This window comes from Citrobacter sp. C5_2, from assembly GCF_014596845.2.
GTDB classification, from domain to species: Bacteria; Pseudomonadota; Gammaproteobacteria; order Enterobacterales; family Enterobacteriaceae; genus Citrobacter; species Citrobacter werkmanii.
This window is the reverse complement of the sequence record NZ_CP115032.1, coordinates 665,013-685,895: the sequence shown is the minus strand read 5'-3', so window position 1 is coordinate 685,895 and position 20,883 is coordinate 665,013. Positions and strand designations below refer to the sequence as shown.

Annotated in this window: 20 protein-coding genes; 16 read left to right on the top strand and 4 right to left on the bottom strand. The window is 53.3% G+C overall.

The window, feature by feature from the left end:
- Positions 1-29 precede the first annotated feature (29 nt).
- Both ygjG and ICA20_RS03370 read left to right on the top strand, forming a co-directional pair.
- A complete protein-coding gene (ygjG, locus tag ICA20_RS03375; RefSeq protein ID WP_173781932.1) occupies positions 30-1,409 on the top strand; it encodes a putrescine aminotransferase in 1,380 nt (459 codons plus the stop codon).
- Positions 1,410-1,624: 215 nt separating this feature from the next.
- Positions 1,625-3,643 carry an NADPH-dependent 2,4-dienoyl-CoA reductase gene (locus ICA20_RS03370; RefSeq protein ID WP_038634049.1) on the top strand — a complete coding sequence of 673 codons (2,019 nt, stop codon included), beginning with the start codon at positions 1,625-1,627 and terminating at the stop codon, positions 3,641-3,643.
- A 56-nt stretch (positions 3,644-3,699) separates the two neighbouring features.
- Here the strand turns inward: ICA20_RS03370 and rlmG are convergent, their stop codons facing one another.
- A complete protein-coding gene (gene rlmG, locus ICA20_RS03365; protein WP_038634052.1) occupies positions 3,700-4,836 on the bottom strand; it encodes a 23S rRNA (guanine(1835)-N(2))-methyltransferase RlmG in 1,137 nt (378 codons plus the stop codon).
- 84 nt (positions 4,837-4,920) lie between these two features.
- On the opposite strand from rlmG, the gene ICA20_RS03360 reads away from it, so the two are divergent.
- From ICA20_RS03360 to sstT, 4 genes are all read left to right on the top strand, one after another.
- On the top strand, positions 4,921-5,421 hold the full coding sequence (locus ICA20_RS03360; protein WP_038634055.1) for a M48 family metallopeptidase: 501 nt from the start codon (positions 4,921-4,923) through the stop codon (positions 5,419-5,421).
- 72 nt (positions 5,422-5,493) lie between these two features.
- Positions 5,494-6,492: a Gfo/Idh/MocA family oxidoreductase gene (locus tag ICA20_RS03355; protein WP_038634058.1), complete on the top strand. Its 999-nt coding sequence runs from the start codon at positions 5,494-5,496 to the stop codon at positions 6,490-6,492.
- Between the two features lie 268 nt (positions 6,493-6,760).
- Positions 6,761-7,729, top strand: a complete 969-nt coding sequence (locus tag ICA20_RS03350; RefSeq protein ID WP_038642882.1) for a TerC family protein — start codon at positions 6,761-6,763, stop codon at positions 7,727-7,729.
- A gap of 243 nt (positions 7,730-7,972) precedes the next feature.
- Positions 7,973-9,217 (top strand): serine/threonine transporter SstT, encoded by a 1,245-nt coding sequence (sstT, locus tag ICA20_RS03345; RefSeq protein ID WP_038634061.1) that lies wholly within the window; start codon positions 7,973-7,975, stop codon positions 9,215-9,217.
- A 16-nt stretch (positions 9,218-9,233) separates the two neighbouring features.
- On the opposite strand, the gene ICA20_RS03340 is transcribed toward sstT, so the two are convergent.
- From ICA20_RS03340 to uxaC, 3 genes are all read right to left on the bottom strand, one after another.
- Positions 9,234-9,788: a YgjV family protein gene (locus ICA20_RS03340; RefSeq protein WP_038634064.1), complete on the bottom strand. Its 555-nt coding sequence runs from the start codon at positions 9,786-9,788 to the stop codon at positions 9,234-9,236.
- Positions 9,789-9,896: 108 nt separating this feature from the next.
- Positions 9,897-11,384: an altronate dehydratase family protein gene (locus tag ICA20_RS03335; RefSeq protein ID WP_038634067.1), complete on the bottom strand. Its 1,488-nt coding sequence runs from the start codon at positions 11,382-11,384 to the stop codon at positions 9,897-9,899.
- Positions 11,385-11,398: 14 nt separating this feature from the next.
- On the bottom strand, positions 11,399-12,811 hold the full coding sequence (gene uxaC, locus ICA20_RS03330; RefSeq protein WP_038634070.1) for a glucuronate isomerase: 1,413 nt from the start codon (positions 12,809-12,811) through the stop codon (positions 11,399-11,401).
- A gap of 473 nt (positions 12,812-13,284) precedes the next feature.
- On the opposite strand from uxaC, the gene ICA20_RS03325 reads away from it, so the two are divergent.
- From ICA20_RS03325 to ICA20_RS03280, 10 genes are all read left to right on the top strand, one after another.
- A complete protein-coding gene (locus tag ICA20_RS03325) occupies positions 13,285-14,586 on the top strand; it encodes an MFS transporter (RefSeq protein ID WP_032940740.1) in 1,302 nt (433 codons plus the stop codon).
- A gap of 134 nt (positions 14,587-14,720) precedes the next feature.
- Positions 14,721-15,497, top strand: coding sequence for a transcriptional regulator ExuR (exuR, locus tag ICA20_RS03320; protein ID WP_038634073.1), 777 nt, complete (start codon positions 14,721-14,723; stop codon positions 15,495-15,497).
- A gap of 349 nt (positions 15,498-15,846) precedes the next feature.
- Positions 15,847-16,509: a DedA family general envelope maintenance protein YqjA gene (gene yqjA, locus ICA20_RS03315; RefSeq protein ID WP_003024820.1), complete on the top strand. Its 663-nt coding sequence runs from the start codon at positions 15,847-15,849 to the stop codon at positions 16,507-16,509.
- A gap of 3 nt (positions 16,510-16,512) precedes the next feature.
- Positions 16,513-16,896 (top strand): EnvZ/OmpR regulon moderator MzrA, encoded by a 384-nt coding sequence (gene mzrA, locus ICA20_RS03310; RefSeq protein ID WP_038634076.1) that lies wholly within the window; start codon positions 16,513-16,515, stop codon positions 16,894-16,896.
- Between the two features lie 148 nt (positions 16,897-17,044).
- Positions 17,045-17,413, top strand: a complete 369-nt coding sequence (locus ICA20_RS03305; protein ID WP_038634079.1) for a DUF1090 domain-containing protein — start codon at positions 17,045-17,047, stop codon at positions 17,411-17,413.
- Between the two features lie 33 nt (positions 17,414-17,446).
- Positions 17,447-17,752 (top strand): YqjD family protein, encoded by a 306-nt coding sequence (locus tag ICA20_RS03300; RefSeq protein WP_006687949.1) that lies wholly within the window; start codon positions 17,447-17,449, stop codon positions 17,750-17,752.
- Between the two features lie 2 nt (positions 17,753-17,754).
- Positions 17,755-18,150, top strand: coding sequence for a phage holin family protein (locus ICA20_RS03295; protein ID WP_038634082.1), 396 nt, complete (start codon positions 17,755-17,757; stop codon positions 18,148-18,150).
- Positions 18,150-18,449, top strand: coding sequence for a YqjK-like family protein (locus ICA20_RS03290; RefSeq protein WP_038634085.1), 300 nt, complete (start codon positions 18,150-18,152; stop codon positions 18,447-18,449). Before ICA20_RS03295 ends, ICA20_RS03290 begins: the two co-directional genes overlap by 1 nt.
- Before the next feature lie 170 nt (positions 18,450-18,619).
- On the top strand, positions 18,620-19,012 hold the full coding sequence (locus ICA20_RS03285; RefSeq protein WP_032940735.1) for a DoxX family protein: 393 nt from the start codon (positions 18,620-18,622) through the stop codon (positions 19,010-19,012).
- 71 nt (positions 19,013-19,083) lie between these two features.
- On the top strand, positions 19,084-20,070 hold the full coding sequence (locus tag ICA20_RS03280) for a glutathione S-transferase family protein (protein WP_038634087.1): 987 nt from the start codon (positions 19,084-19,086) through the stop codon (positions 20,068-20,070).
- Positions 20,071-20,883: the final 813 nt, after the last annotated feature.

The following is a 20,883-nucleotide window of genomic DNA, read 5'->3' as shown; positions in this document are numbered from 1 at the left end:
ATGTGATACGCCAGCTCCGGGAGCATATTTTGAACAGGTTACCTTCCAGCGCATCGGCCCTGGCCTGCAGCGCACACGCACTGAATCTCATCGAAAAGCGCACGCTTGATCATGAGGAAATGAAATCATTAAACCGAGAGGTGATTGAGTACTTTAAGGAGCATGTCAATCCGGGGTTCTTAGAGTATCGAAAATCTGTAACTGCAGGCGGGGATTACGGAGCCGTAGAGTGGCAAGCGGGAAGCCTGAATACGCTTGTCGACACCCAGGGACAGGAGTTTGTTGATTGCCTGGGTGGTTTTGGCATTTTCAACGTGGGGCACCGTAATCCAGTCGTGGTTTCCGCCGTACAGAATCAACTCGCGAAACAACCTCTGCACAGCCAGGAGTTACTTGACCCGTTGCGGGCCATGCTGGCAAAAACCCTCGCCGCACTGGCGCCCGGTAAGCTGAAATACAGTTTTTTCTGTAACAGCGGGACCGAGTCGGTTGAAGCCGCCCTGAAGCTGGCGAAAGCGTATCAATCGCCACGCGGTAAATTTACATTTATCGCCACCAGCGGCGCATTCCATGGTAAATCCCTGGGCGCGCTGTCCGCCACGGCGAAATCCACCTTCCGTAAACCCTTTATGCCGCTGCTGCCGGGCTTCCGTCATGTGCCGTTTGGCGATATTAACGCGATGCGTACCATGCTCAGCGAATGTAAAAAGACCGGTGACGACGTCGCAGCCGTGATCCTTGAGCCTATTCAGGGCGAAGGGGGCGTGATCCTGCCGCCGCAAGGGTATTTGACCGCCGTGCGTAAACTTTGCGATGAGTTTGGCGCGCTGATGATCCTTGACGAAGTGCAGACCGGCATGGGGCGTACCGGCAAAATGTTCGCCTGCGAGCACGAAAACGTGCAGCCCGACATTATGTGTCTGGCCAAAGCGTTGGGCGGCGGCGTGATGCCGATTGGCGCAACCATTGCCACCGAAGAGGTGTTCTCCGTCCTGTTCGATAATCCTTTCCTGCATACCACTACGTTTGGCGGCAACCCGCTCGCGTGTGCGGCGGCGCTGGCCACCATTAACATCCTGCTGGAGCAAAATTTACCGGCTCAGGCAGAGCAGAAAGGCGATATGTTGCTGGATGGTTTCCGCCAGTTGGCGCGGGAATACCCGGATCTGGTGCACGATGTACGCGGCAAAGGCATGTTGATGGCGATTGAGTTTGTCGATAATGAAATCGGCTATAACTTTGCCAGTGAGATGTTCCGCCAGCGGGTGCTGGTCGCCGGGACGCTGAACAATGCCAAGACGATCCGCATCGAACCGCCGCTAACGTTAACGATCGAGCAATGCGATCTGGTGTTGCGATCAACACGCAAAGCTCTGGCAGCATTACGGGTGAGCGTGGAGCAGATGTAATACCTGTCGGATGGCGCTGCGCGTGTCCGGCCTACGAAAGTTTGTCCTTTGTAGGCTCAGGCGTAGCCGCCATCCGGCAGAATCGTTCTCTGGCCCCATTCCTTTTTTGAATCCCATCACAATCACGGCATTCCCCTTTTCCCTTTTACGCTGCGACGGCTAAATTATTAACTCATCCGACCACATAACAATAATTTTACATACTGGACACCTTTATGAGCTATTCGTCGCTGTTCGCCCCGCTCGATTTAGGCTTCACCACGCTTAAAAACCGCGTGTTGATGGGTTCAATGCACACCGGGCTGGAAGAGTATCCCGATGGCGCCCAACGGCTGGCCGCGTTCTATGCCGAACGCGCGCGTCACGGCGTGGCTCTGATTGTGACCGGAGGCATTGCGCCAGCGTTATCCGGCGTGGGTATGGAAGGCGGCGCGGTGCTCAACGATACCAGCCAGCTCGCGCATCATCGCGTGATTACCGATGCCGTGCATGACGAAGGCGGCAAAATCGCACTGCAAATCCTGCATACCGGGCGTTACAGCTATCAGCCGCATCTGGTGGCGCCTTCCGCCATTCAGGCCCCCATCAACCGCTTTATGCCGCATGAACTGACGCACGATGAAGTGCTACAGCTGATTGAGGATTTTGCCCACTGCGCGCAGCTGGCGCGAGAAGCGGGCTACGATGGCGTGGAAGTGATGGGCTCGGAAGGGTATCTCATCAACGAATTCCTGACCCTGCGCACCAATCAGCGCGACGACGAATGGGGCGGTGAGTATGCCAACCGCATGCGTTTTGCCGTCGAGGTGGTGCGGTCAGTACGTCAGCGTGCCGGCAATGACTTTATTATTATCTTCCGCCTGTCGATGCTCGATCTGGTAGAAAACGGCGGCACCTTCGAAGAAACCGTCCAGTTGGCGCAGGCTGTAGAAGCCGCAGGCGCAACTATTATCAACACCGGTATTGGCTGGCACGAGGCGCGTATTCCCACCATCGCCACCCCGGTGCCGCGTGGCGCATTTAGCTGGGTGACGCGCAAGCTGAAAGGTCATGTGACGATCCCCCTGGTCACCACCAACCGCATTAACGATCCTAAAGTCGCCGATGACATTCTGGCCCGCGGCGATGCCGATATGGTGTCGATGGCCCGTCCGTTCCTCGCCGACGCCGAACTGCTGTCAAAAGCGCAAAGCGGACGGTCGGATGAGATCAATACCTGTATCGGTTGCAACCAGGCCTGCCTGGATCAGATCTTCGTCGGCAAAGTCACCTCTTGTCTGGTGAATCCACGCGCCTGCCATGAAACCAAAATGCCGATCGTTACAGCCACTGTGCCGAAAAATCTGGCGGTTGTCGGCGCGGGTCCTGCAGGTCTCGCGTTTGCCATTAATGCCGCCGCGCGCGGGCATCACGTAACGCTGTTTGACGCCCATAGCGAGATTGGCGGACAGTTTAATATCGCCAAACAGATCCCCGGCAAAGAAGAATTCTATGAAACCCTGCGCTACTACCGTCGGATGATCGACGTGACGGGCGTGACGCTAAGACTGAACCACGTTGTCACCGCGCGCGATCTGGAAACTTTTGACGAGGCGATCCTCGCCAGCGGGATCGAACCACGAATGCCGCCGATCGAGGGGATCGATCACCCGAAAGTGTTGAGCTATCTCGACGTCCTGCGCGATAAAGCGCCGGTGGGTAAACGCGTCGCCATCATTGGTTGCGGCGGGATCGGTTTTGATACCGCCATGTATTTGAGCCAACCCGGCGATCCCACCAGCCAGAACATCGTGGAGTTCTGTGTGGAATGGGGGATCGACACCAGCCTGCAACAGCCTGGCGGATTACGCCCGGAAGGTCCGCACTTATCCCGCAGTCCGCGTCAGATAGTGATGTTGCAGCGCAAGGCCAGCAAACCGGGGCAAGGTTTAGGTAAAACGACGGGCTGGATCCATCGTGCCACCCTGCTCTCACGCGGCGTGAAAATGATCCCGGCAGTCAGTTACCAGAAAATTGATGATGATGGATTACACGTCGTATTGAACGGCGAACCGGTGATCTTTAACGTGGATAACGTGGTGATTTGCGCCGGACAAGAGCCACGCCGTGAACTGGTCGATCCTCTCCACGCGGCAGGTAAAACGGTGCATCTGATCGGCGGCTGCGATGTGGCGCTGGAACTGGATGCCCGCCGCGCTATCGCGCAAGGCACGAGGCTGGCACTGGAAATTTAACGTCATGTCTTTCGTAGGCCGGATAAGGCGCTCACGCCTCCATCCGGCATACGCGATTACCGACGACGACCTAATTTCACCGATTTGAGAATCACAAACTTATTATTGGTGGCGATGGTCTCGCAGTTGCCGAAAATCTTCTTCAGCTTGTGGAAGTAGTCGAGGTGACGGTTAGCCACGATATACAGCTCGCCGTTGATTTTCAGGCAGCGGCGGGCGTGGTGGAACATTTCCCACGCGATATTATCGGTCAACGCATGCTTCTGGTGGAACGGCGGGTTGCACAGCACGGCGTTAAAGCGGAACGGCTCAACCCCGGACAGCGCGTTGTTAATCATAAACTCACAGCGATCCAGTGCCTCAGGCATATTGCTTTCGACGTTCAGACGACTTGACGCCACCGCCATCGGCGATTCATCCACAAACACCACGCTGGCTTGTGGGTTTTTCGCCAGCAATGTCAGGCCAATCACGCCATTCCCACAGCCGAGATCGACAATCTCCCCTTCAAGATTTGCAGGCAGGTGCTCAATAAAGAAGCGCGCGCCGATATCCAGTCCGGTACGAGAGAAAACGTTGGCGTGGTTATGGATAGTCCAGTCGGTACCTTCCAGCTTCCAGCTTAGCGTTTGCGAAGCAGCGGCAAGTTCAGGTTTGCTGAACGTACAGTTGATCAGACGGGCTTTTTTCCACGCCAGCGTCGTGGTGGTTGGACCCAACACCTTTTCAAACAGCTCCAGCGTTGAGGTATGAATGTCGCGTGCTTTCGCTCCGGCAATAATCCGCGTTTGCGGCGTCACCACTTCACGCAGCGCGCGTAGCTGTTGCTCCAGCAGCGCCATGGTTTTAGGAATTTTAATCAGCACCACGCCCGGCGCCTGCGGATAGTCAGCGGTGCTGTCGAGAAATTTGACGCTCGATTCGGCGATGTCGTTGTGACGCAGGTTCTCGCGAGTGGCAAGTTCGCTGAGGTAGGAGTCGCCAATGCTGTACGGCGTATGTTCCGCCAGCGCACAGCCCAGCGCGCCGAAGGTATCATTCAGGATCAGCACCGGGCCGCTAATCTCGGTATCGTCCAGCTGTTGCAGCAGATATTCATCCGCCGCTTCCCACGCCAGCAGCGGGTTAACGTCATCCGTTTCCGGGAAACGTTTAAGTGACAGCGAACGGAAACCGTTGTCTATGTGGCTCATCGGCCCTCCTGAATGGTAAAATTTCGGCGTATCCCTGAAAAGGGTGCGTGAGTATACACTTTTTATACTTTATATGGGGCAATAATGAGTCAGTTGACCTATCTGCAGGGCTACCCGGAGAACCTACTTGATCAGGTACGCACATTAATTGCCGAGCAACGTCTGGGATCGGTATTAGATAAGCGCTATCCCGGCACGCATGATTTCGCGACCGACAAAGCGCTCTGGCAATATACGCAAGATCTGAAAAATCAGTTCCTGCGTAACGCCCCGCCGCTGAATAAGGTGATGTACGACAGCAAGATCCATGTTCTGAAGAATGCGCTGGGACTGCATACCGCCGTTTCTCGCGTGCAGGGAGGCAAGCTAAAAGCCAAAGCGGAGATCCGCGTGGCGACCGTTTTTCGCAATGCCCCGGAACCCTTCCTGCGAATGATCGTGGTCCATGAACTGGCGCATCTGAAAGAAAAAGAGCATAACAAAGCGTTTTACCAACTGTGCTGTCATATGGAACCTCAGTACCATCAACTGGAGTTCGATACCCGCCTGTGGCTAACGCAACAATCGTTAAAGCAAAGTGCGTAGTCGCGCACTGGCTTTGTCTTCAGGGCATGCTAAATTGACGAAAGGATCCCTTTTAGCAGCCTGAAGGCCTTTATGATACGTTTCGCAGTAATTGGCACAAACTGGATCACTCGCCAGTTTGTCGATGCCGCCCATGAAACCGGCAAGTATAAGTTAACCGCGGTTTATTCCCGCAGTCTTGAGCAGGCACAGACCTTCGCCAACGATTATCTCGTCGAGCACCTGTTTACCTCGCTGGAGGCGATGGCCAGCAGTGATGCGATTGACGCCGTCTACATCGCCAGCCCAAACTCCCTGCACTTCCCGCAGACAGCGCTATTTTTGCAGCACAAAAAGCATGTCATTTGCGAAAAGCCGCTGGCCTCAAATCTGGCGCAAGCTGAAGCCGCTATCGCCTGCGCGCGCGAAAATCAGGTGGTGCTGTTTGAAGCATTTAAGACCGCCAGCCTGCCTAACTTCCTGCTGTTGCAGCAAGCGTTACCCAAAGTGGGCAGAATCAGGAAAGCGTTTATCAATTACTGCCAGTACTCCTCGCGTTACCAGCGTTATCTGGACGGTGAAAATCCGAACACATTTAATCCGGCGTTCTCTAACGGTTCGATTATGGATATCGGCTTTTACTGCCTGGCCTCAGCGGTTGCGCTGTGGGGCGAACCACAGAGCGTGCAGGCCAGCGCCAGCCTGCTGGAAAGTGGTGTGGATGCACACGGCGTGGTCGTACTGAATTACGGTGATTTCAGCGTCACACTCCAGCACTCCAAAGTCAGCGACTCGGTATTAGCCAGTGAAATTCAGGGCGAGTCGGGTTCGCTGGTCATTGAGCATATCTCTGAGTGTCAGAAAGTGTGCTTCGTTGCGCGTGGTGGCAAAACGCAGGATCTGACGGTGCCTCAGCATATCAATACGATGCTGTATGAGGCAGAGACTTTTGCTCATCTGGTTGAATCTGGCGAAGTGGATCATCCGGCACTAAACGTCAGCCGGATCACCGCCAAACTGCAAACGGAAATTCGCCGTCAGACCGGCGTGATTTTCCCCGCAGACGAAACGGTGACGTCGCTGACTGCGTAAAGGTATGTAAAACAAATGTTGCAGGCCATTGACTGCATCCATGGCCTGTAATATTTTGTAACCCGCAAAGGGGAGTAACTTCGTTGTCGGTTGATCGTCATTACGATGTGTGCAAAACCACATCCGGTCACCGGGCAACAACAAAGGAATACGCTAGCGTATTCCTTTGTTGTTGTAAGTGAGACCTTGCCGAATGGCAAGGTCTATGCATAAAAAGCAGCGGCTAACGTCATTCGGCGTTGGCCGTTTTTTTATGCATGGGGGAATTATGAATACTGTCGGCACACCGTTGTTGTGGGGCGGCTTCGCTGTTGTGGTGGTGATTATGTTGGCCATCGACCTGCTGCTACAGGGTCGTCGTGGCGCACATACCATGTCGATGAAGCAGGCGGCAGCCTGGTCCATCGTCTGGGTCACGCTGTCGTTACTGTTTAACGCCGCATTCTGGTGGTACCTGGCCCAAACGCAGGGCCGCGCCGTTGCCGACCCACAGGCGCTGGCGTTCCTTACCGGCTATCTGATCGAGAAATCACTGGCGGTAGATAACGTCTTTGTCTGGTTGATGCTGTTCAGCTACTTCTCGGTACCGCCTGCGTTGCAGCGTCGGGTACTGGTGTACGGCGTACTGGGCGCGATTGTGCTGCGTACGATTATGATCTTCGCAGGTAGCTGGCTTATCGCCCAGTTCGAATGGCTGCTGTACGTCTTTGGCGCGTTCCTGCTGTTTACCGGCGTGAAGATGGCGCTGGCGAAAGAGGATGCTTCCGGTATCGGCGACAGACCGTTAGTCCGCTGGCTGCGTAGTCATTTACGCATGACCGATACCATCGAAGACGAAAAATTCTTCGTGCGTAAAAACGGACTGCTGTTCGTCACGCCGCTGATGCTGGTGTTGATTCTGGTTGAGCTGAGTGATGTCATTTTTGCCGTCGACAGTATTCCGGCAATCTTCGCCGTCACAACCGACCCGTTCATCGTGTTGACCTCGAACCTGTTTGCTATTTTGGGTCTGCGTGCGATGTACTTCCTGCTGGCTGGCGTGGCGGAGCGTTTCTCCATGCTGAAATACGGCTTGTCGGTCATTCTGGTGTTTATCGGTATTAAGATGCTGATCGTCGATTTCTACCATATCCCGATCGCTATCTCGTTAGGCGTGGTGTTCGGTATTCTGTTCGTCACGCTGGTCGTGAATGCGTGGGTTAATCACCAGCACGATAAAAAGCAGCAAATACAGTAACTTTCATTCGCTAGCTGAAAAGCCCGACAACATACTGCGTGCGTCGGGCTTTTTGTTTATCATGTCAAAATAATGTTAGTTTAAAGTTACAAAACATGATCTGAACGCAAAAATCAGGAGATTTCGCTTTCCGGGACTTCATCTTTCCTTATACTCAACCAGGCAAACACTTTGTTACATCCAGAAAGATGCGTCATCAGAATGCACACTGGATGAGCAACAACACAATGAAAGGATTACTACATGACTACGCAACGTTCATCGGGGCTGCTCTCGCGTTTGGCGCAAGGGAGCCTGGTTAAACAAATTTTGATCGGTTTAGTACTGGGGATATTGCTGGCGCTGGTGTCAAAACCTGCTGCAGAAGCCGTCGGGCTGTTGGGTACGCTGTTCGTTGGCGCATTAAAAGCCGTGGCACCTATTCTGGTCCTGATGCTGGTTATGGCGTCCATCGCTAACCACCAGCACGGACAAAAAACCAATATCCGTCCAATCCTGTTCCTTTACCTGCTGGGAACATTTTCCGCAGCATTAGCGGCGGTTGTCTTCAGCTTCGCTTTCCCGTCCACACTGCATCTTTCCAGCAGCGCCAGCGACATCGTGCCGCCATCCGGGATTGTCGAAGTCATGCGTGGCCTGCTGATGAGCATGGTTTCTAACCCGATTGATGCTCTGCTTAACGCCAACTATATCGGCATTCTGGTATGGGCCGTCGGCCTGGGTTTTGCACTGCGTCATGGGAATGAAACGACCAAGAATCTGGTCAATGATATGTCCAACGCCGTCACCTTTATGGTGAAGCTGGTGATTCGTTTCGCGCCGATCGGTATTTTCGGTCTGGTCTCCTCTACGCTGGCAACGACCGGTTTTGCCACCCTTTGGGGCTACGCTCAACTGCTAGCCGTGCTGGTTGGCTGTATGCTGCTGGTAGCGCTGGTGGTTAACCCGCTGCTGGTATTCTGGAAAATTCGCCGTAACCCGTATCCGCTGGTGCTGGCCTGTCTGCGTGAAAGCGGCGTGTATGCCTTCTTTACCCGCAGCTCCGCGGCAAACATTCCGGTGAATATGGCGCTGTGTGAGAAGTTGAATCTGGATCGTGATACCTACTCAGTGTCTATTCCGCTGGGGGCCACCATTAATATGGCGGGTGCGGCGATCACCATTACCGTGCTGACGCTGGCGGCGGTGAATACGCTGGGTATTCCGGTCGATTTACCGACAGCGCTGTTACTCAGCGTGGTGGCTTCGCTGTGTGCCTGTGGCGCATCGGGCGTGGCGGGTGGTTCGCTGCTGTTAATCCCGCTGGCGTGCAACATGTTCGGGATTCCGAATGACATCGCCATGCAGGTGGTTGCCGTTGGCTTTATCATCGGGGTGCTGCAGGACTCCTGTGAAACGGCCTTGAACTCTTCTACAGATGTTCTGTTTACCGCTGCAGCCTGTCAGGCAGAAGACGAACGTCTGGCAAACAACGCCCTGCGCGGCTAATCTCTGTTCCCCTCCGTCATCGGGCGGAGGGGTTCTTATCTTGTACGCTTTTTTCAATTTTGAACGGATCAATTCCGCGTTTTTGCATCCGCCGGAAGCGAATAATGTTCAGGCCGTTCATCACCAGAAAACTCCCTTCGATCATCGTCCCGCCAATCGATCCCAGCCAGAAATTATGGATAACCCAACAGGCGGTTGCGCACCACATAACGCAACGCACGGTTAACCCCTGGCAGCGAAACAGCGCCCAGGTGCTGGCCAGCGTGCCGATTATCGGCAACAGCTCCATCGCATGCTGTAATTTCGCAAGCCCGAGAACCAGGGTGAGGATAATAAAAACGGTCATTACCCACAGTTTGCGGGTATGCATCGAGACGAGTGTGCGGATAGTATTAAGCTCGGCACTCATTCCTGCAGGCCAGGCGCCCATCAGGAAAAAATGCACACCAATGTTGGCACTATAGACAGCGAGTTGCAGCCGGAACCGGCGCTCATCGCGATTGAAAAAGGTGGTAATGCCGATTAGAAAGGCGATGACACCTACGCCCTGGGCCAGCCAATACGCGGTCATGCAAGCAACCCCAACTCCATTTCGTAGGCCAGATAAGGCATGTTCGCCGCCATCCGGCCACGGTTTGAGCCTGATGGCGCTGCGCTTATCAGGCCTACATATTTACAATCAAAGGGTTACACCGCTTTTAAAGATAGCCAGTTCTCTAAAATCGTTTCGCTCGTTGCAGGTTTGCTTACCGTTGGCAATATCGACGATGGTATCGACAAATTCTTCCAGTACCTGCGGCATCGCTTTGCCGTGGATCAGTTGTCCGGCGTCAAAATCGATCCAGTGCTTTTTCTTCGCTGCCAGCTCGCTGTTGGTAGCAATTTTCACCGTCGGCACAAATCCACCGTACGGCGTACCGCGACCGGTACTGAACAACACCATATGACAGCCCGCGCCCGCCAGTGCACTGGTGGCAACTGCGTCGTTACCCGGTGCGCTCAGCAGGTTCAGGCCGTGCGTTTTCAGACGTTCGCCGTAGCGCAATACGTCCACCACCTGGCTGGAACCCGCTTTCTGGGTACAGCCCAGCGATTTATCTTCCAGGGTGGTAATACCGCCCGCTTTGTTACCCGGTGATGGGTTCTCGTAGATCGGCTGGTCGTGAGCAATGAAGTACTGCTTGAAGTCATTCACCATGGTGACCAGTTTGCCGAACGTTTCTTCGTCACGGCAGTGGTCCATCAACAACTGCTCGGCGCCGAACATTTCCGGTACTTCGGTCAGCACGGTGGTGCCGCCGTTGGCAATCACGTAGTCGGAGAAACGGCCCAACATCGGGTTGGCGGTAATGCCGGACAGACCGTCAGAGCCGCCGCATTCCAGACCAAACTTCAACTCGCCCAGCTTACCGGGTTCACGCTTATCGTTACGCATCACGTTGTACAACTGGTGAAGATGTTCAATCCCCGCTTCCACTTCGTCTTCCTGGTGTTGACAGACCATAAAGTGAACGCGATCGGGATCATACTCGCCTAAGGTTTCGCGAAAAGCGTCAACCTGGTTGTTTTCACAGCCGAGGCCGACCACCAGCACTGCGCCCGCGTTCGGGTGGCGCACCATGTTTTGCAGCATGGTGCGGGTGTTGATATGGTCGTCACCCAGTTGTGAACAGCCGTAGGTGTGGCTGAAGAGATGCACGCCGTCGATACCTTCAGCATCGTTGGTCTCTTTCAGGAAGCGATTCTGCATCTGACGGGCCATGGCGTTGACGCAGCCTACTGTCGGCAGGATCCACAGTTCGTTACGCACGCCAACATCGCCGTTGGCACGACGGTAGATCTGTACATCACGATCCGCTGGTTGCGCTTCAGGTTCCTGAAAGTCGGGTTGATAGCTATATTCATCCAGATCGCTCAGATTGGTACGCGTGTTATGAGCATGAATATGCTCGCCCGCCGCGATATCCACCAAAGCATGGCCGATCGGCAGGCCATATTTCATGACGTTCTCACCCTGTGCGATCTCGCAGAGTGCGAATTTATGACCACGAGAGACCGCCTGGCGCAGGGTTACCGCCTGCCCGTCAACGGTCACGTCGGTTCCTTCAGCCAAATCAGCGAGCGCTACCGCAACGTTATCCAGCGTATGGATCTTGATGTATTGCATATCAACCCCGGACCTTAGTTCAGTTCAATGGCGAAATAATCGCGCGCATTGTTGAAGCAAATGTTTTTCACCATTTCACCCAGCAGTTGGATGTCGGCTGGGGCTTCGCCCGCAGTAACCCAACGCCCGATCATCTGGCACAGAATACGACGGAAGTATTCGTGACGGGTGTAAGACAGGAAGCTACGGCTGTCGGTCAGCATACCGACGAAGCGGCTCAGCAGGCCCAGTTGCGCCAGCTGTGTCATCTGACGTTCCATCCCGTCTTTCTGATCGTTGAACCACCAGCCGGAACCGAACTGCATTTTGCCCGGCATGCCTTCGCCCTGGAAGTTACCGATCATTGTGCCCAGCACTTCGTTATCACGCGGGTTCAGGCAGTACAGAATGGTTTTCGGCAGCAGGTTCTGTTCGTTCTGCTTACTCAGCAGTTTGGACAGTTCTTCCGCCATCGGACGGTCATTGATGGAGTCGAAGCCGACGTCCGCGCCCAGCAGTTTGAACTGACGCAGGTTGTTATTACGCAGCGCGCCGATGTGGTACTGCTGTACCCATTCGCGACGTGCGTATTCTGCACCGAGGAACACCAGCACAGCGGTTTTGAACTGGGCGACTTCATGCTCGCTCAGGGTTTCACCGGCCAGACGACGAGCCAGGATGCTATCCAGCTCCGTTTCGTTAGATTCCGCGAAAAGGACAACGTCCAGCGCGTGGTCAGACACTTTACAGCCGTGAGCGGCGAAGTGGTCCAGACGTTTGGTCAGCGCGGTCTGCAGGTCGGCGAAACGACGGATATCGGTGTCAGAGACTTCACCGAGCTTAGCCATGTAATCGTTAAAGGTCGCCAGTTCGATGTTGAAGGCTTTATCCGGCCGCCAGCTCGGCAGCACTTTCACATCAAAACTTCCGTCTTTGACAACGGCGGCGTGATGCTCCAGAGAATCGATCGGGTCATCGGTGGTGCCGACCATTTTCACGTTCATCTGCTGCATGATGCCACGCGCGGAGAATTGATCCTGCGCCAGCAGTTCGTTGCACTGGTTCCAAATTTCGTCAGCCGTTGCCGGAGACAGCAGCTTACCTGTAATACCAAACGGGCGACGTAACTCGAGGTGGGTCCAGTGGTACAGCGGGTTACCGATAGTGTGCGGAACCGTAGCGGCCCAGGCATCAAACTTCTCACGATCGGAGGCATCGCCGGTACACAGGCGCTCAGCGACGCCGTTGGTACGCATCGCACGCCACTTATAGTGGTCACCCTTCAGCCAGATGTCATACAGGTTATTAAAACGGTAGTTTTCAGCGATTTGTTGCGGTGGTAAATGGCAGTGGTAATCGAAGATCGGCTGGTCTTTGGCGTAATCATGATACAGACGGCGGGCAAATTCGGTATCCAGCAGGAAATCTTCAGTCATAAACGGAGTCATTATCGTCTTCCTCTCAACGAGTGCGTCAGATTGCTTATGTTTTGATGTTGACAAAGTTATCACACCAATTTCCACACCCCGAAGATATTTTCGTGAGTTAGATCAACAAATGATGACAAAAAAATTACTCTCAAAGAGGTAAATCATGCCTCAGGCCGCGCCAGTACTGGCTTTGCTGAATCGAAATAATGACCACACGAAGATTCACACTTTTGTGATGGCACTCACCTTTTAAAGTTGTATGACAAGTTATCTTTTGGCCGTCGCGATACATAAGCCGACGGAATGCAAATTACCGATGTATCAACATCGGATTGACCGGTACGGAAACCGAATTAGCACAACTATTGACATGGCAACGTTCGGGGAGTACCGGCTTTTTTTTCGGTTCCCCCCTCGTAAAAGAACATCCTCCGCCCTGAACTGGAAGATGACCGCTCGTTGGCGGACATAACAAAACGATGAGGTTTTACATGCGTAAAATTAAAGGGTTACGTTGGTACATGATCGCACTGGTGACGCTTGGCACCGTGTTGGGTTACCTCACACGTAACACTGTGGCGGCAGCTGCGCCGACTCTGATGGAAGAGTTACACATCTCCACTCAACAGTATTCCTATATCATCGCAGCGTATTCTGCTGCTTACACCGTAATGCAACCCGTGGCAGGTTACGTGCTTGATGTACTCGGCACAAAAATCGGTTACGCGATGTTCGCCGTTCTGTGGGCCGTCTTCTGTGGCGCGACCGCACTGGCTGGCAGCTGGGGCGGACTGGCGCTGGCGCGAGGCGCGGTAGGTGCAGCTGAAGCCGCAATGATCCCAGCTGGCCTGAAAGCCAGTTCAGAATGGTTTCCGGCAAAAGAACGTTCCATCGCCGTGGGTTATTTCAACGTTGGTTCTTCTATCGGCGCGATGATTGCACCGCCGTTGGTGGTCTGGGCTATCGTCATGCACAGCTGGCAGATGGCATTCATTATTTCCGGCGCCCTGAGCTTCATCTGGGCGATGTCCTGGCTGGTGTTCTACAAACATCCACGCGACCAGAAAAAACTGTCTGATGAAGAACGTGATTACATTCTGAACGGCCAGGAATCACAGCATAAAAACACGACCTCGAAGAAAATGTCGCTCGGCCAGATCCTGCGTAACCGCCAGTTCTGGGGCATCGCGCTGCCGCGTTTCCTGGCAGAACCGGCGTGGGGGACATTCAACGCCTGGATCCCGCTGTTCATGTTCAAAGTCTACGGCTTTAACCTGAAAGAAATCGCCATGTTTGCCTGGATGCCGATGCTGTTTGCTGACCTGGGCTGTATCGTTGGGGGTTACCTGCCACCGCTGTTCCAGCGTTGGTTCGGCGTGAACCTGATCGTGTCCCGTAAAATGGTGGTCACCATGGGCGCGCTGCTGATGATTGGCCCTGGCATGATTGGTCTGTTCACCAGCCCGTATATCGCTATCGCCCTGCTGTGCATCGGCGGCTTTGCTCACCAGGCGCTGTCCGGTGCGCTGATTACGCTCTCTTCTGACGTATTTGGTCGTAATGAAGTGGCAACCGCGAACGGTCTGACCGGTATGTCCGCCTGGCTTGCCAGTACGCTGTTTGCTCTGGTCGTTGGCGCGCTGGCCGACACCATCGGCTTTAGCCCGCTGTTCGCCGTGCTGGCGGTATTCGACCTGCTTGGCGCGTTGGTCATCTGGACGGTACTACAGAACAAATCAGCCAGCGAGATAGATTCAGGTCCACAGACGGGTGATCCCGCGACGCAAAGTTAACCAGATGCGATACAGCAAGGTTATATAATGCTAAGCCGCCAGCTATCTGGCGGCTTTTTTGTCCTCGCGAGTGGAGGCGTAATCGCAAAAGTGGTATAACAAATATAGTCTGCCGTATCATGCCTGGAGCGCATATGGAAATCACTGAACCACGCCGTTTATACCAACAACTTGCCGCTGATCTTAAAGAACGCATTGAGCAGGGCGTCTATCTGGTGGGTGACAAACTTCCCGCCGAGCGCTTTATCGCCGATGAAAAAAATGTCAGCCGTACCGTGGTTCGTGAAGCGATTATCATGCTGGAAGTTGAGGGCTATGTTGAGGTGCGTAAAGGATCGGGGATCCACGTCATCTCTAACCAACCCAAACATTATGTTGCTCCCGACGAAGGTCTGGAATTCGCCAGTTACGGTCCTTTTGAGCTGCTTCAGGCTCGACAGCTCATTGAAAGCAACATTGCCGAGTTTGCCGCCACTCAGGTGACCAAACAGGACATCATGAAACTGATGGAAATTCAGGAGAAGTCGCGTAATGAAAAAAGCTTTCGTGACTCCGAATGGGATCTCCAGTTCCATGTGCAGGTCGCGCTGGCCACGCAGAACTCCGCCCTGGCCGCCATCGTGGAAAAAATGTGGACTCAGCGTATTCACAACCCTTACTGGAAAAAACTGCACGACCACATCGACTCGCGTACGGTAGATAACTGGTGCGACGACCATGATCAGATCCTGCGGGCGCTGATTCGCAAAGATCCCCATGCCGCTAAACTGGCGATGTGGCAGCATCTGGAGAACACGAAGCAGATGCTGTTTAACGAAACCAGCGATGATTTTGAGTTCAACGCGGACCGTTACCTTTTTACTGAAAATCCGGTCGTTCATCTCGATACGGCCGCTAACGGCGCAAAATAATCAATCTTATCGATACAGGCGTGACGAAGCGCCTGTACCTGATGCTTGGTAAGCATTAGGTATAAAATGTCAGCCTGTGTAAATCCTCTCGCCTCCCTCTAATGCGATAAGCAAAATCAGAGTTCAGCAACCGTAATTTCTATAACGGACAACGTTGACCTTTGTTACAATTAGATGCTATTTGAATTTTTGTGTTTAAGAGCTTGCTAACTTCACAACTTCACAGGGAACAGTTCAGGCCGTGAATTTGTATCAGACCGCGCACCTTGCAAAAAACATCAATAAAATCGCGGTGTTACAAAATCCAGAAAAACCGGCATGACGATAACCGATTCTCCAGGAATATTGAATGGAACTACTGACTCAATTACTGAATGCTTTATGGGCTCAGGATTTTGAAACTCTGGCCAATCCTTCCATGATTGGCATGCTCTATTTTGTACTATTTACCATTTTGTTTCTGGAAAATGGACTGCTGCCAGCAGCGTTTTTACCCGGCGACAGTTTGCTGGTACTGGTCGGCGTGCTTATTGCCAAAGGCGCAATGGGTTTTCCGCAAACGGTACTGCTACTCACCACCGCGGCCAGCCTCGGCTGTTGGCTTAGTTATATCCAGGGGCGATGGCTGGGAAACACCCGCACCGTGCAAAACTGGTTGTCGCACCTTCCTGCGCATTACCATCAGCGCGCGCATCATCTTTTTCATAAGCATGGCTTGTCTGCGCTGCTGGTTGGACGCTTCATTGCGTTTGTCAGAACATTACTGCCGACCATTGCAGGGTTATCCGGCCTGAATAATGCGCGCTTTCAGTTCTTTAACTGGATGAGCGGATTGCTTTGGGTCCTGATTCTCACAACGCTTGGCTATCTGCTGGGCAAAACGCCGGTATTTCTTAAGTATGAAGATCAGCTCATGTCTTGCCTGATGCTGCTTCCTGTGGTGTTACTGGTGTTTGGTCTGGCGGGTTCACTGGTTGTGCTGTGGAAAAAGAAATACGGGAACCGAGGATAAATTATGCTGAAATCATGCATAACGCTCCGACGACTTGCCTGGACCACCACCTTTATGCTGTTTATCGGCGCGCTGCTCCTGACCTGGTCGGTTATTCGCCAGCAGGAGTCAACGCTGGCCATTCGCGCCATAAACCAGGGAGCCAGCATGCCTGATGGCTTCTCTATCTGGCATCACCTGGATGCCAACGGCATCCGCTTTAAAAGCATTACCCCGCAAAATGACGCGCTGCTGATCACTTTTGATTCCAGCGCGCAGAGCGCAGCCGCCAAAGTGGTGCTGGACCGTACGTTGCCACATGGTTTCGTCATCGCTCAGCAGGATGATGATAATCAGGCGGTGCAGTGGTTATCCCGCTTACGTGATACCCCGCACCGTTTTGGTTAATCTCCAGGAATCTGAATTAGATCACTCACTTTGGTGATTTCACCGTTTAGCGCCTATGATTAATAAACTGGGATTATGGCCCAACGTTTTATTAATCTGGAGCATCGACCGCAAGCCACAACGTCGAATCACAATGGAAGGTTCAAGAATGAAATACCGCATCGCTTTGGCTATTAGCCTTTTCGCTCTCAGTGCCGGCAGTTACGCCACCACCCTCTGTCAGGAAAAAGAACAGGATATTCAGCGGGAGATTAGCTATGCCGAAAAGCACAACAATCAGAACCGCATCAATGGTCTGAACAAAGCACTTAGTGAGGTTCGGGCCAACTGTACTGACAGCAAACTGCGCGCCGACCATCAGAAAAAAATCGCAGAGCAGAAAGATGAGATAGCCGAGCGTCAAGATGATTTAGCCGAGGCGAAGCAAAAAGGCGATGCGGATAAAATTGCCAAACGCGAACGTAAGCTTGCCGAAGCTCAGAATGAGCTGAAAGAACTCGAATCACGCGATTACTAAGTACGGTAACGACCCACTCAACTGGAGAAAACTATGTCGAAAGATAATGCTACGGACAACCTGCGCGCTGAGCTGAAATCTCTTGCGGATACGCTTGAAGAAGTACTTAGCTCCTCTGGCGATAAGTCGAAGGAAGAGATGAGTAAAATTCGCAGCAAAGCCGAACACGCCCTGCGGGAGAGCCGTCATCGTCTGAGTGAAACCAGCGATGTGATTGCCAAACAGACCCGTGAAGCCGCGGCCAAAGCCGATAACTATGTACGCGAAAACCCATGGACTGGCGTCGGGATTGGCGCTGCAGTCGGTGTGGTGCTTGGTGTACTGCTGTCGCGCCGTTAACAATGGCTGACTCTCAACACGCACAAGGTCCAGGCAAAAGCGTACTGGGTATTGGACAGCGGATCCTGACGATTCTCGTTGAGATCGTAGAAACGCGGTTGCGGCTGGCCGTCGTGGAACTGGAAGAGGAAAAATCAAATCTCATCCAGATCCTGCTGATGCTTGGGCTGACCATGCTGTTCGCGGCGTTTGGGCTGATGAGCCTGATGGTGCTTATCATCTGGGCCATTGATCCGCAATATCGCCTGAACGCAATGATTGCCACCACCGTTGTGCTGTTGGTTATGGCGCTTATTGGCGGGATATGGACTCTGCGTAAAGCTCGCAAAACAACGCTGCTACGCCATACGCGCCACGAACTCGCAAACGACAGGCAGGCCCTGGAGGATGATGCATAATGAGCAGTAAAGTCGAACGTCAACAACGTAAGGCGCAACTGCTTGGACAGATCCAGCAGCAACGGCTGGATCTGTCTGCTACTCGCCGCGACTGGCTGGAGGCCACCGAAGTCTACGATCGTGGTTGGAAAACACTGTTGAACCTACGTGGCTGGGTGTTAGTGGGTAGCAGTATCATGGCAGTTCGTACCATTCGTAACCCTAATCTGCTGGTACGCTGGGCTAAGCGCGGTTTTAGCGTCTGGAGCATCTGGCGTCTGGTTAAAGCGACCATCAGACAGCAGCAACTACGCGGCTAACCCCTCCACTCCCTAACCTCAAAATTTTTGAAAAAATTTGACAGTTTTCCTTGCTAACAATTGTCATTAAGCACGTTTATGATTCTCTCCATCGACAGCAACGACGCGCTCTGCAGCGTCGTTGCACACAAAACACAATAAGCCGCCTGAGTGGTTTCCTGGAGTGAATGATGAAGAAATTAGAAGATGTTGGTGTACTGGTAGCGCGCATTCTGATGCCAATCCTGTTTATTTCCGCAGGCTGGGGAAAAATCACCGGATATGCGGGTACCCAACAGTATATGGAAGCCATGGGCGTGCCTGGTTTTATGTTACCGCTGGTCATCCTGCTTGAGTTTGGCGGTGGTCTGGCAATCCTGTTCGGCTTCCTGACCCGTACTACCGCGCTGTTCACCGCAGGCTTCACGCTGCTGACAGCGTTCATCTTCCACAGCAACTTTGCGGAAGGCGTGAACTCTCTGATGTTCATGAAAAACCTGACCATCGCAGGCGGTTTCCTGCTGCTGGCTATCACCGGTCCGGGCGCATTCAGCATCGACCGTGTACTGAATAAAAAGTGGTAAGCGAACTATACTGAACATATGAAAAAGCGAGGAGACATCTCCTCGCTTTTGCTATCTGAGGAGGCGATAAAATGGGACAACTGATTGACGGCGTATGGCATGACACCTGGTATGACACCAAATCAACCGGGGGAAAATTTCAACGTTCAGCATCGGCTTACCGCAACTGGCTCACCGCGGATGGCGCACCGGGTCCAACGGGCGAAGGGGGATTCGCTGCCGAAAAAGACCGCTATCATCTCTACGTTTCTCTGGCCTGTCCGTGGGCGCACCGTACGCTGATTTTGCGTAAGCTCAAAGGGCTGGAACCGTTTATTTCCGTTTCCGTTGTGCATCCGCTGATGCTGGAAAACGGCTGGACCTTTGATGATACCTTCCCGGCTGCAACCGGCGATACGCTGTATCAACACGAGTTTCTTTACCAGCTCTATCTGCACGCCGATCCGCATTACAGCGGTCGGGTAACCGTCCCGGTGTTGTGGGATAAAAAAAATCACACCATTGTCAGCAACGAATCTGCGGAGATCATCCGCATGTTTAACACCGCTTTTGATGCTTTGGGCGCAAAAGCCGGGGATTACTACCCGTCAGCCCTGCAAAGTCAAATCGACGAGCTGAATGGCTGGATTTATGACAACGTCAATAACGGTGTGTACAAAGCCGGATTTGCCACCAGCCAGGAAGCGTACGACGACGCCGTGGAAAAAGTCTTCCAATCTCTGGCGCGTCTGGAGCAAATTCTGGGGCAGCATCGCTATCTGACCGGCAACCAGTTAACAGAAGCAGATATTCGCCTGTGGACCACGCTGGTACGTTTTGATCCCGTGTATGTGACCCATTTCAAGTGCGACAAATACCGGATTAGCGACTATCTGAACCTGTACGGTTTCCTGCGCGATATCTACCAGATACCGGGCATTGCGGAAACCGTCAATTTCGATCACATCCGTAATCACTACTTCCGTAGCCATAAAACCATTAACCCGACTGGTATTATTTCTGTTGGGCCGTGGCAGGACCTTAACGAACCCCACGGGCGTGACGAGCGTTTCGCGTAATTTACACTGGCCCCTTTGGGGAATACCGATTAGTTAAGCATGTATGGCGAACATGTGATTTTTGCTCAGGGTTCCGTTCACCTCAGCGGTGTCATTTCTTTGAAACGCCGTTACCCGTGAACGTGCAAGGGAGGCTCACCGCCGCCTCCCTTGCAACCCAGGCTCCCGGCGGGAAAATCGTCGCTGCGCGATTCATTCGTCTTATGCCGTCTGCCTGTCGGGTCGGGGCCGAGCCTGCATCCCTGCAGGCCATCCCCTCTGCCCGCATCCCTGCGGGCAGACCCGGTCAGCCGTCAACGCCTCATCGATTTTCAGCCGGACATGGGTCATCGCTTCAACGCTCTGACTTCCAGTAAAATCTGTTTTGCTGTTCAGATATATTCAAATAAAAATACAGATGGTCAGGTGTGGCTGGTCCGGCTGAAAATTGCCGACGTGTTTCCGTAAGGCCGGGAGAACCCGCAGGGATGCGGGTTCAGGGCGCGCTTTGCAAGGACGCTTCATCGCGCCCGGCCCGAAAGCCTGAAGGAATAAGCGGAGGGAACCACGAAGTGGCAATTTTCCGTGCCGGGAGCCGGGATTGTAAAGGGCGTGGCGGAGAACGCCCTTTACACGTTCACAGGAATCGATGTCTCAGAGAAACGATGAACATAAGGTGAACGGAACCCTTTCTCTGAGAGCGCATATTCATAACGTCTACCACACTGGCGATAGTTTCTGAAACTAAGGCGTTCACTGATAAGTATTACCCATCAGCGGGCCAAATAATTAACACATCAAACATTTACCATCATTTCATTCACAGCTATTCTT